This is a genomic window from Colwellia sp. 6M3, from assembly GCF_014077595.1.
Taxonomy (GTDB): Bacteria; Pseudomonadota; Gammaproteobacteria; order Enterobacterales; family Alteromonadaceae; genus Cognaticolwellia.
The window spans coordinates 1-11987 of sequence record NZ_JACGWF010000038.1 but is presented as its reverse complement, the minus strand read 5'-3'; the positions used below and the strand labels follow the sequence as shown (position 1 = coordinate 11987).

Genomic DNA, 11987 nt, shown 5'->3' with positions numbered 1-11987 from the left:
TTTTAGGTAAAAAAAAGGCCAGTATGAAATTCATACTGGCCTTTTCAACATAATATTTTTTATTCGTAAGAGCGTTCTAACCAAGCAATTTGCATTCTAAGATCGTCAATTTCTGCATTAGCATCAGTTAATTGCTGATCAATAGTTTTTAACATGCCATTAGCGTTTTCGCTAGGTTCTATTACATTCACTGTTTCTTCGTGAGCCATAATGCTCTCCTGATTAACGTTACCACCCCTGTATTATTACACACTAACTTTCATTTTACACGGTAAAATTCAAAATAAATTACAAAACGAAACATTAAAACACTAAAACACAACCAAAACGAAACCTAAACGGCTGGCATTGAAACAACATACAAGCTAAAACTTAGTCAAAAACCTAAAAAGTAAAAGCTTTCATATCGACTTTCATTTATCTTTCATCAACCTAATAGACTTACTATTGATTTAACGTATACCCACCCCCATAAATGAAAAACAGTAATTAAAAAATTTATCTATGCGCCTTCTAAAATCAACACAAGTAACCGATTTACATACAAATGTTAATCATCATTTCACACGCAAAGCCACTCGCGCCATTGTATTAAACGGTGAAAACATACTTTTGCTTTACACCAAGCGATATCATGATTACAGCCTACCCGGAGGCGGCATTGATGAAGGAGAAGACAACGTAACGGGTCTTATTCGCGAATTAAGAGAAGAAACAGGCGCCCAAAATGTTACTAACGTGCAAGCATTTGGTTGTTATGAAGAATATCGTAATTGGTATAAAGAAGATTATGATGTCATGCATATGCTTTCTTATTGCTATACCTGCGACATTGATCAAGAACTGCTTGCGCCAGAGTTTGAACCCCATGAGTTACAAAACGGTATGCAACCGCTATGGATGAACATTCACCAAGCTATTAAGCACAATGAAGATGTTATAAAAAATAGTGAGAAAAAAGGCTTGTCGATTGAACGTGAAACCTATTTATTAAAACGAATTGTTACTGAATTGCTTTAACTATTGTTGACGAGTAAATTTATCTCATCGCTAATTTTATATTTGGATTCAAATATTTGAATGTAATGTTTGAACGTAATATTTTAATGATTGTTCGCTCATTATTATCTTTCAAAGCAATAAGCGACCTCAAAGCAAATTAATTAACAGAAAAAAGTCTCTACCTTGATACTACCGAAAATAAAAAACCAGCTAACAAATTAACTGGTTTTATTTTACTAAGCTAACTATTTTAAGCTAGCTTTTACAAGGCCACATTAGCTCGGATATAAACCAAACTAACCGTAAGCTAAATAAAAACTTATTTGTCTGCTCTACCCATAAACTTTCGTTCTTCGGTATTAATCTTAATTTTATCACCCGTTGATATATGCTCAGGCACTTGCACCGTTAAGCCGGTGGATAAAATAGCAGGTTTGGTTCTAGCTGTAGCAGAACCACCTTTAATTGACGGATCGGTTTCTGTAATAACTAATTCAACACTTGACGGTAAATCAATCGCTACTGGCACACCATCAACAATAATGACTTGTATGCCTTGAGTTTCTTCATTAATGAATAACACTTCTTCAGCAACAGACGACTCATTCAAATTGTAAGGTGTGTAGTCTTCGTTATCCATAAAAACATATTCTTCACCATCAATATAAGAAAACATCGCTGGGCGACGAGTTAAATCAGCAAAGTTAAGCATATCGTCGGCTTTAAATGTTTCATCGACTTTACCGCCGGTTACTACATCGTACATGCGCATTCTGTATAAACTACCACCCGCACGACCTTGAGGGACTGAACGCTCAATATCTCTAACAATCATTACTTTACCGTTATATTCTATCGCGGCATTCTTTTTTATATCACTAGCTTTTGGCATTAAAAACCATCCTCAATTAATTTATTCAAGAAAAATAACATGTATTAGTTATTATGCAAGGTAATATCGGCTAAATCCCCGACTTAAAGGCTCATTAAGTAGTTTAATGCCCCTGTAATCACCGCTACTTGAGCAATAATACAAATTTCATCATTAGCACTTGGGCTGTCAGGATAAACTTCTGTCGTAGTTACATAAGGTGCGTCAGTTAAACCCATACATAAGCCTAGCTCACGTGCAGCATAGTTTATTACCCCTTCTTGCGATAACGCTACACCAATCAATTTACCTTCATCATCAGCGGGGGCAATATGGGTAACTTTTTCTACCGAGCTAATAATGGCTTTTTGAAATGCATCTTGCGGTTTAGTGCTATCAGCAACCAAATAAAAACCGTCAGGTATATTCCAGTTTTTTTGCTCTATCGCATCTCTAGCGGCAAGTGCGGGTCTAAATTCACTATTATCGCTATCGGTTGTTTCATGAAGATCAATATGCGACAAAAACTCAATTTCTAGTGTTTTAATGTATTGATAAACGGCTGACGATTCTTGTGCAGGGCTGTTTTCATAAAACGAACGATTCGGATCTATTGTTAATGGATTCCAACGATTAATCGTTTCATATCCCCACGGGCTAATACAAGGTAAAACCACAAAGTTAAAATCATCTAGAAATGGCTTAGCCGCTGTTTGCAAAAAGCGAATAGCGCCTTGAACTCCACTGGTTTCATAACCATGCACACCGCCTGTTATTAATATGCTAGGTTTATCATCGTTCCAATTTAATGACTTAAGCGCATATAGAGGGTAATTTTCAGCATCGTAAAGCAAGCTGCCGTATTGCTCTGTAATATAATCCTCATTTAAACTATCTAAATGACTTACAACCTGCTCATAGTAACTACGTTTTTTATTCTGCTGTTGAAACCATGATTCTTTATCTCCATCAGTCCACTTTTTACCATGTTCGCCAATAGGGTATGCTGCTTCTGTATTCATATAATTACCTAAATAAGTTTTACGTTTTGCCAGGTTATACATTCCATTATAACGTTGAAGTATAACAATCAAATATAATTTATGAGATAAATATAAGTGCAAACAGTTGGTTATTTCAGATAACAGGAAGGTTTATGTAAAAAATGTGTTCGTAATATACAAAATGACTAGCCCCCTCGCTAAGGGCTTTAAGAATTGATAAAGGCTCCCCGCCTATATTTACTGATCTAAAAATTAGATTTTGTTTATTTTCACCCGAGTAAAAAATCTCATTTTTTACAAATAGTTCAAAATTTGCATATAAATGCTGCAATTACAACTTATTTACCCTAAAATACTCGCTATGAAACAATTTATTAACATATATCCCAAAAGGAATTTTATTGTGCGTCTACAAACAAAAACAACTCTACTTATAACTAGTTTAGTTTTAGCTCTGGGTGTTAATGCTCAAGAGCAACCAAAAGCAGAAGATCTTGTTGGTAAAACTTATGTCGGTATTCACGGTACAAGAATGAACACTGACGATGATAGACTCACATCGAATAATGTTGATTTTATTAAGCATGGTAATGGTATGGGTGCTGAAATAGGGTATCGCTATAGCGAGAAATCTGAGTACAGATTATCTTATACTCACCTAAACTTAACGCGAGTAGGTTGGGCTCCAAGTACACCTTCTGGTTCAAATATCGCATTAAATTACCTTTTATTCCCTAACAAAGAAAACTTTTATCTAATGGCGGGTGCCAGTGCACTAGAAGTTATTGAGACTAAATTATCGGTTAACCTTGGTGCCGGCTACCGTCACTATATCAGCGACCGAAGTGCAATCTATTTTGAAGGTAACGGACATTATCAATTAGATGAAGCCTATACAGATTTAAGTGCTCAAATCGGTTTTATCTACTTTTTTGGTGATACACAAAAGAAAATCGTTCGCGCTAAACCTGCAATGGAAGCAGCACCAGTAGCTCCTGCAATGGTTAAGCCTTTAGACACTGATAACGATGGTGTAATAGATAGCAAAGACCTTTGTAAAGCGACACCAGCTGATAACAAAGTTGACAGTAATGGTTGTACCGTTTTTACTGAAGAAAATGATGCAATGCATTTACACGTTAAATTTGATAACTCTAAAGCAGTTGTTAAACCTGAATATTTTGAAAACATTAAAGCTGCCGCTGACTTTTTGAAAACATACCCGCATACCACTTTAGAAATTAAAGGGCACACATCAAGCACTGGTTCTGCAGCGTTCAATAAGAAACTATCTCAACAGCGTGCTGACGCTATTACTGCTGTGTTAATTAATGAGTTTGGTATTAAATCATCAAGATTAACAGCAATTGGCATGGGTGAAGAAGAGTTAATAAACCCAGCTAATACTGCACAAGCTCATAAAGAAAACAGACGTATAGAAGCTAAAGTTGTTGTGAATAAAAAAGTAGCCGTTAAACGTTAATAAGTTTATTTTAAAATATAAAAACGTTGTTCTCATTATTTGAAAACAGCGTTTTTTTTATTTTCAATTCAAACAAACTTAATAATTATAACTACGGCCTGATATGTTTATGTTGTCAAAACATAATATTAAGCCCTGCCCAGTAATCAAAAGTCTTATCTAATTAAAATTCTCTATGATGATGTAAACTTAAACAAATGCTCGTACCAATAAGCATTAAGTTTAACCGATTAAATTCAGTTTATTGGTTCACATGAATTAACAGTAAATCACTATTTTTCATAAAAAAATTTAGCTCCAATGCTGAACTTTATGCTAATTTAGATATAACAAAATAATAAAAGTGAGGGCGGCATTAACGATGCCAAACAATTTGCAAGCCACTGAAATATGCCATACACAGATCCAGTGCCTCGAATGTGCGCTGACTGTTAATATACCCATATTAAAAGAAAAGCAAAAAGCACAATGTCCCCGCTGTGGTTACACACTTAGTGCTATTCACCGTAACGCTAACCAACGTATTATTGCATTCTCAATAACCGCCTTAATCTTTTTAATAGCCTCTTTACCTTTTAAGTTTTTGTCATTCAGTGCTAATGGTTTAGAAAATCACTTCGACGCTATTACCAGTTTTTTTGTCTTAATAGATAATGATTATCAACTGTTAGCCTTAATTGAGTTTCTGACTATTTTTGCCATTCCAACCGTGGTGTTATTGTCATTAATTTATCTACTTATTCCCATGAATAAAGGTTTATACCCGAAACACGCGCGTAAAGTGTTAAACATGGTATTTACGCTAATACCTTGGAGTATGGTTGAAATTTTCCTCATTGGTGCGTTAGTAAGCTTAATTAAAATTATTTCCATGGCTGAAATCGCATTAGGTTTATCTTTTTATGCGTTCATACTTTTTGCATTATCGATGACTATCGTCATATTACATATTGATAAGCGTGAGCTATATCAACTATTAGCTCAGGTTGAAAAAAAACATAAGATTGAAATAAAACAAAGCAAGCTAGGTGCAGATCAAGTTCCCTCAAATGCGCATGCGTTAAGTGTACAAAAAACCTGGGCACTGCTGCTGACCGCGGTTGTATTCTATATACCTGCTAATACGTTTCCGATCATGACGACACACTTTTTTGGTCAAAACGAGGCCAGTACCATCATTGGTGGTGTAATTTTATTATGGAAAAGTGGCTCCTACCCTATAGCTGCCATTGTATTTATTGCTAGCGTTATTATACCTGTGGCTAAAATATTAGTACTGGCTTGGTTAAATTATAGTGTTCAAAAACAAAGTCATAGATTAAGCTTACAGAGAGTTAAATGGTATCGTATGGCAGAATTTGTTGGTCGATGGTCAATGATCGATGTTTTTGTCGTTATTATCCTTGCGAGTTTAATTCAACTTGGACCGACCATGAGCATTACCCCCGGTGCCGCTACATTAGCTTTTTCAGGCTTAGTTATTGTTACTATGTTAGCCGCCATGAGTTTTGAACCTCAATTGATTTGGAATGATAGAAAAAAATATGAATGATACACAAACACCAGACGCGACAATAAAACAAATTAAAACAGTATCTACAATCTGGTTTATCCCGTTAATTGCTGTCTTTATTGGTTGCTGGATGATTTATTATCAATGGAGCAATGCAGGCTCAGAGATAACCATTCATTTTTCTACCGCTGAAGGTATGGAAGCGGGAAAAACAAAAATTAAATCACGCAATGTTGATATTGGCGAAGTGAGTCAAATTGAGCTAAATAAAAATGGTAATGGCGTCATTGTAACGGCAAAAATAAAAAAATCAGCTGAACACTTCCTTGTATCCGACAGTATGTTTTGGGTGGTTTCCCCGCAAATTTCGCATGCGGGCATATCAGGCCTAAGCACTTTAATTTCAGGTGTATATATCGAAATAGCACCCGGAAAAAGCGAAAACGAGCGTTACCTATTTGACGCCTTAAACTCTCCACCAGTTACACCAGCAGGTACGCCGGGCTTGCATATTACGCTCAATAGTAACGACCAGTTTGCTTATAAAAAAGGTGATCCTATTATCTATAAAGGGTTAACCGTCGGCCAATTTGAAGACATCTATTTTAACTTTGAAGAGCGTATCGTCTATTACAATGCTTTTGTTAAATCTCCATACCATCAACTTATCACCAGTAACACCAAGTTTTGGGATGTTAGCGGACTACAATTAGATTTAAATTCCGATGGTATAACCGTTAAAACTGGGAACTTTGAAACTATGTTAACCAATGGAGTAACATTTGGCATACCAAAAGGCATGGGCATAGGAGAGAAAATTGGTGAACGATCATATTATGATATTTACGCCAGCTATGAAGAGGCTGACGACGAACGCTATCGTCGCTCAATTGAATTTGTCGTACTTGTAAACGACTCAATCAGAGGCTTATCAGTTGGAGCACCAGTAGAATATAAAGGCATACAAATAGGTAAAGTTATATCCACTAATTTAATACACTCTCAACCACCAGAAAAACTAATAGAAGAAGACTTTAAAATCCCCGTACTTATTAGCTTGCAGCCTGGTAGAGTTGGAATGCCTGATAATAAAAAAGGTGAAGACCTAATGAGAGCGCAAAACATGTATTGGATTGAGCATGGTTTAAAAGCAGTTTTGCGAACAGGTAATATTCTAACAGGTAGTCTATACGTTGATTTACAGCATAAAAAAGATCAAAAAATAGCAACAATAGCTAAGTATGGTAACTACCCTATTATTCCAACTAACGGTGATGAGTTTTCACAAATCACCGCTAAAGCTGAACAGTTTATTGATAACCTAAATAATATCCCACTTAAAAACATGAGTGAGAATGCCAACACATTAATGCTAGAAATCACCCAAACAGCACAAGAATTACAAGGAGTAAGCCAAAGCCTTGATAAGTTACTGAGTCAAGCTGAGCAAACACAAGTAAGCGCAGAACTCAGTAAAGCCTTGCAAGGTATTACCACCTTAACAAAAGACATGTCTTCAGGCTCTAAAGGTTACGAAGAGTTACGCACCACCTTACACACACTAAACGCTACCATGAATGAATTAAAGCCATTGCTAAATCAATTAAAACATAAACCCAATAGCTTAATTTTCAATAGTGGTGAAACAACCGAGCCTACCCCTACAAAGCTTAATGGAGCGCAACAATGAGACAGTCAATAATAGTAACTATTTGGCTCGTAATGATGGTGTCGGCTTGTAGCTCTAATGCACCTACAAAAACACAGTACTATTTACTCAATAGCCCAACAAATACTAGTGCTTCAACAGTGAGCAATGAAAATCAGCAAAACATTACTGTTAGTTTATTAGAGTTACCCGATTACCTAAAGCAGCCAAGTTTAGTTTTGCAACTTTCAAGTCACCAACTGCACTACTCTCACTTTCATATGTGGGCCGAGCCTTTACAAAACAGCTTTTCACAAGCGTTATTAGATGATTTAAATCAACAAGATAATCGTTTTAATTATATAGATAATTCAACTACAACCTCAAAAGCATCAATAGAAGCCATTACGATTAAAGTAACGGCATTTCATGCGACACATCAATCACAAGCCTTACTCACAGGTACTTTTTGGGTTCAAAATAGCAACACGGTAAAACAACCACAACCCCATAAATTTACCCTTACATTGTCACTCGATAAAAATGGCTATGAGCACGCAGTAGAAAAAATGCGACAAAGTATTAACCAATTAGCACAAAAAATTATTAATAATATAAATGTAGAATAATCCATTAAATTTTCAACCTTGGGTAAACCAAATGACACCTGCTATTAATCAACTAAACAAGTTAAATTTAACTTATAAAGTGCATCAATATAACCATGAGCCTGGTGCTAAGTCTTATGGTCTTGAAGCGGCTGAAAAGCTTAAAGTTAACGCTGAACTTGTTTACAAAACCTTAGTGGTTGATGTCGACAATAGTTACTTAGCCGTTGCAGTAATACCGGTTATAAAACAACTTAATTTAAAGAAATTAGCAAAGTCATTGAAAGCTAAAAAAATTAAAATGGCAGAAGTGAATAAAGTGCAAAATTCAACTGGGTATTTACTCGGTGGTGTAAGTCCATTAGGTCAAAAAAAGGCCTTAGTCACCGTGTTAGATAAAAGCGCAGAAGTGTTGAACACCCTATTTGTTAGCGGTGGTAAACGTGGGTTAGAAATAGAATTATCGCCTGACAGTATCGTATTATCGTTACAAGCTAAATATGCTGATATCATCAGTGAATAATCTTCATATTTTCTGCTTAGAATAAAGCTAAAAAAGCATTTTAAATTATCGTTGGCCTATCTAAATTTCCTGATATTATTGGAAAAGATAACACTATTTTGCATAACAAATATTTATAAATACTCCGTTGCCACACTTCAATCTGCTGACAAATCATTATGAGTTCTATTCACCTTAGCGGTTCCTAATAACCCACTTATCATGCATTTATTGGATAGTCTTTTTTCTATCCTTAAGCCATTTAAATAAGTCTGGAATATCAAAGGATAAAGAAATTAGATTGCAAACCATTAGAATGATTAAAAAATATCGGTAGTTGTTCGTTAGCACTACTTCAGAAATCATTAAGTAATTAACCAGAATAATTGTCAAAGGAATCCAAAATATTACATGTGGAATTGCCATCGCACTTGAAAAACCACGGTCAAACCATATTGGTATTGCATTGAATAACAGACCTGCAATTGCAAAACTAACGACTAAACTCGATCCTGGATTTCCCATGAACCAAATTGAAGCTATATTCACCGGCACAAGTATCAAAAATACCCAGATCTTTACCCACGTAGGTAATCCCAAATAGCTTTGCCAAATATCAGACAAAAGATTCATTTTATTGAAACCTCCAAATACAAATTTTATTAATAGAAGAGCATTAAACTAAAGAGCGACTAAAGAGCAAAAACAAACTAACTCGATCCTTGTCATACGTTTAACTGTGTGCTGTTTGGTTTGATAATTGTGCCGCCTTAGACAAAGCCCACCAACCTATAAATATGCTAATGATGATCCTAATTGGAAAATATAATAATGCTGGCAAATTAAACAACCATAAAACTACACCTTCAGGTAAAACGTAAAAGGCAACTTGCTTAACCCAGTATATAATTTGAACATACTCTTTTAGGAAATCATTAATTGAAATGCTTAACAAAGACCATTCGTTTAAATAATTAAGCCAAAGTAAATATAGGCCAAGCGCCCCATCACCGAAACTGCCAACAACAGAAGACCAACCTAAAATTAATAAAAAAATTCTCATGAGTACCTCTACATAAAAACGTATAACGCCCATTTTAACGGACTAAATAATAAGGGCTATATATTGACTAAACTTTATAACAACTAGCTAAATTTAACGTGTTCCCCCCTCATGAGCTGTTGTTAGTATTACTCTTGAATACGCCAACCTTTTGATTTTATACATGATGCATTCTCGTTAAAAAATGAAAAAAGTTGAATACCAGCAAAAGTTACATCATGACTCTCTGAATTTTGATTTAATGTTGTGCCACTAACCCCTTGTTTAGCTTGTAAGGCACATTCACTAGCATCTTTCTGAAACAATGCATTGTCAGCTAACATTTCACCATATTCCTCATGAACTACCATTGGTGGGGTCGTAGAGCATGAGCTAATCAAAAATAAAATAACAGGTAAAGTAAGTGTTTTAATTTTTAGAGACATAAACTGACTTCGAATCCTTGTAATGCTAACGCCGTGTTAAGCGGCTTTTAATTGTTGACTAAAATGTGCAGTGAAGTGGAATCTAGCCAACGGTTGAAAATGTGGCTTGAGCAGCTTCTTAGATGCAAATTTCAGCTAATGCTCGTTTGTCTTTATTTATTCTTTGATATGTAAACTCTTCAAGTTCTTGCAGCTGACGATCAGCAATTGTCGTTTGCGCAGGCTTAGCCATATTCATAATAACAAGTCGAGTTTTGATAGAGTTACACAAAAGTGTTTTAGCTTTATCTACATCATTTTCATTGATAAGAATTATAGCTGCTTGCATTTCTTTCGCGCCAGCCCAGATTTGATTAACGGCTGGGGTCGCACCAGCAGCTATACCTATATAGCTTCCTGCAAAAAAGCCACCTACGAAAATAGATAGTGTAAACAATGAAAATATAATTGTAGATTTCACAATAAATTCCTTTTGTATATTGCCCCTACTTAAAGGGCTGATAATAATTTGCTAAAATGTGTAGCGAAACGAAACCGAGTAAACTCTTAGCTGTATTGCTTTAAATTAATGTTATATCAAAATATAACACCTATAAATTTAACACCTATATTAACGGGCTAACTTATGCAGGCTAAAGCTAGCTAAACTTTGCGAAGAATAAGTGCAGCCAGCTTAATGTGTTTCGTTTACTTGCTTAATAGACCACTTATTACTCAACCAAATCAATCTCATACAGCGTACTAAGTCCTTCATACTTATGACATTTAACATCGACTCTATTTGAGGACGTATTAATAGATTTTTGGCATGTTACATGTTGAGATTTTAACCCATACCTTTTAATGTATTCCCTGACTATTTCATCTATATCTTGTTTTTGTTGAGCTGTGGCATAGGAATAAAAAGATTTAAACTCTTCATTCCATTCTTTAACATTTGCTTCTTTAGCTACGCCTAACCAGCCCATACCAAGTGAAATTGACTGCTCGACATATTGACCTTTTAAAAACATATAAGCTAAGACATATTGCGAGCCTTTATATCCCCAAGCGGCAGGCTCCTTAAGTAAATGAAATGCTTTTTTATAATTTCCTTTTTTGTATTGAGTTATCCCTGTAACTTCTTTTACTTCAAGTGAATGTGTTGATTTTCTTATTGAATCTGTCGATTTGCACGACAAAAGAAAATAAACAGTTAAAGTTATTATTATTACTTGTTTAATTTGCATCTCAATCCTTTATAAATGCGCAGAGTCTTTTGTTCTTTTAAAATTATTAATTGTATATATTAAAACGCTTCATCATCACTATAAACATTAACGGATAGCTCACCATCTACACTTTCAGAAACTAAGAAATTTATTGGTTTACAACAAACTTGGCAATCTTCTATATATTGTTGGTCCGTGTCTGATGGATCTATCAAAACCTCAATATTCTCTCCACAATATGGACACCCAATAGATTTTTCAGCTAATTGATTCAATTCTACACCCCATTATTTTCTTAATATGTATCCCTTAAATAAAGGGCTAAAATGTTGAAGAACGAAACAGAAAACTGTTTTTGTCCTTGTTTTATTTCATGTTAGTTCCATGTTAGTTTCATGTTAGGTAAGTAACCCTAGCAATATTAATTTGTCATCTGAGTAAATAAAATAAGTACAGTTAAAATGACAATAAACCACAAGGTAACAGAACCTTTCTTTTCTTCATTTAACAATAACTGATTAATTAAAGCTGTGACATGGTCAACTAAATTCAGACACCCTAGTTAAGCAACCATTTTTAAATCCACATTCATTAACTCAAAATTATTAGGACTGTGGTAATCCAAGTAAGAATGAAGTCGATAGCTGTTGTACCACA

The 11987-nt window shown here is 34.9% G+C and carries 15 protein-coding genes; 6 read left to right on the top strand and 9 right to left on the bottom strand.

Annotated elements, in window-relative coordinates; translation table 11 throughout:
- Positions 1-59: 59 nt before the first annotated feature.
- The gene (locus tag H4J50_RS10060; RefSeq protein WP_182256123.1) at positions 60-209 is read right to left on the bottom strand and encodes a hypothetical protein; all 150 of its coding nucleotides are present in this window, start codon (positions 207-209) and stop codon (positions 60-62) included.
- Positions 210-504: 295 nt separating this feature from the next.
- Here H4J50_RS10060 and H4J50_RS10055 point away from each other — a divergent pair, with 295 nt between their 5' ends.
- On the top strand, positions 505-1020 hold the full coding sequence (locus H4J50_RS10055) for an NUDIX hydrolase (RefSeq protein WP_108456293.1): 516 nt from the start codon (positions 505-507) through the stop codon (positions 1018-1020).
- Positions 1021-1321: 301 nt separating this feature from the next.
- Here H4J50_RS10055 and yeiP read toward each other — a convergent pair whose 3' ends face one another.
- Complete coding sequence (gene yeiP, locus H4J50_RS10050; RefSeq protein WP_182256121.1) at positions 1322-1894, bottom strand: elongation factor P-like protein YeiP; 573 nt, start codon at positions 1892-1894, stop codon at positions 1322-1324.
- 83 nt (positions 1895-1977) lie between these two features.
- Positions 1978-2895: a M14 family metallocarboxypeptidase gene (locus H4J50_RS10045; RefSeq protein ID WP_182256119.1), complete on the bottom strand. Its 918-nt coding sequence runs from the start codon at positions 2893-2895 to the stop codon at positions 1978-1980.
- Between the two features lie 385 nt (positions 2896-3280).
- Here H4J50_RS10045 and H4J50_RS19855 point away from each other — a divergent pair, with 385 nt between their 5' ends.
- The 5 genes from H4J50_RS19855 (at position 3281) to ybaK (ending at position 8652) form a co-directional block, all read left to right on the top strand.
- Positions 3281-4360, top strand: coding sequence for an OmpA family protein (locus tag H4J50_RS19855; protein WP_182256117.1), 1080 nt, complete (start codon positions 3281-3283; stop codon positions 4358-4360).
- Positions 4361-4721: 361 nt separating this feature from the next.
- Complete coding sequence (locus tag H4J50_RS10035; RefSeq protein WP_182256115.1) at positions 4722-5912, top strand: paraquat-inducible protein A; 1191 nt, start codon at positions 4722-4724, stop codon at positions 5910-5912.
- On the top strand, positions 5905-7563 hold the full coding sequence (pqiB, locus tag H4J50_RS10030) for an intermembrane transport protein PqiB (RefSeq protein WP_182256113.1): 1659 nt from the start codon (positions 5905-5907) through the stop codon (positions 7561-7563). The genes H4J50_RS10035 and pqiB overlap by 8 nt, the downstream gene beginning before the upstream one ends.
- On the top strand, positions 7560-8150 hold the full coding sequence (locus H4J50_RS10025; RefSeq protein WP_182256111.1) for a membrane integrity-associated transporter subunit PqiC: 591 nt from the start codon (positions 7560-7562) through the stop codon (positions 8148-8150). The genes pqiB and H4J50_RS10025 overlap by 4 nt, the downstream gene beginning before the upstream one ends.
- A 31-nt stretch (positions 8151-8181) precedes the next feature.
- Complete coding sequence (ybaK, locus tag H4J50_RS10020; RefSeq protein ID WP_182256109.1) at positions 8182-8652, top strand: Cys-tRNA(Pro) deacylase; 471 nt, start codon at positions 8182-8184, stop codon at positions 8650-8652.
- 207 nt (positions 8653-8859) lie between these two features.
- Here ybaK and H4J50_RS10015 read toward each other — a convergent pair whose 3' ends face one another.
- The 6 genes from H4J50_RS10015 to H4J50_RS09990 form a co-directional block, all read right to left on the bottom strand.
- A complete protein-coding gene (locus H4J50_RS10015; protein ID WP_182256107.1) occupies positions 8860-9264 on the bottom strand; it encodes a hypothetical protein in 405 nt (134 codons plus the stop codon).
- A gap of 100 nt (positions 9265-9364) precedes the next feature.
- Positions 9365-9694: a hypothetical protein gene (locus H4J50_RS10010; protein WP_182256105.1), complete on the bottom strand. Its 330-nt coding sequence runs from the start codon at positions 9692-9694 to the stop codon at positions 9365-9367.
- Positions 9695-9822: 128 nt separating this feature from the next.
- On the bottom strand, positions 9823-10119 hold the full coding sequence (locus H4J50_RS10005; protein ID WP_108456303.1) for a hypothetical protein: 297 nt from the start codon (positions 10117-10119) through the stop codon (positions 9823-9825).
- A 118-nt stretch (positions 10120-10237) separates the two neighbouring features.
- A complete protein-coding gene (locus tag H4J50_RS10000) occupies positions 10238-10579 on the bottom strand; it encodes a hypothetical protein (RefSeq protein WP_182256103.1) in 342 nt (113 codons plus the stop codon).
- A 250-nt stretch (positions 10580-10829) separates the two neighbouring features.
- The gene (locus H4J50_RS09995; protein ID WP_182256101.1) at positions 10830-11348 is read right to left on the bottom strand and encodes a sel1 repeat family protein; all 519 of its coding nucleotides are present in this window, start codon (positions 11346-11348) and stop codon (positions 10830-10832) included.
- Positions 11349-11407: 59 nt separating this feature from the next.
- Complete coding sequence (locus H4J50_RS09990; protein WP_182256099.1) at positions 11408-11605, bottom strand: CPXCG motif-containing cysteine-rich protein; 198 nt, start codon at positions 11603-11605, stop codon at positions 11408-11410.
- Positions 11606-11987: the final 382 nt, after the last annotated feature.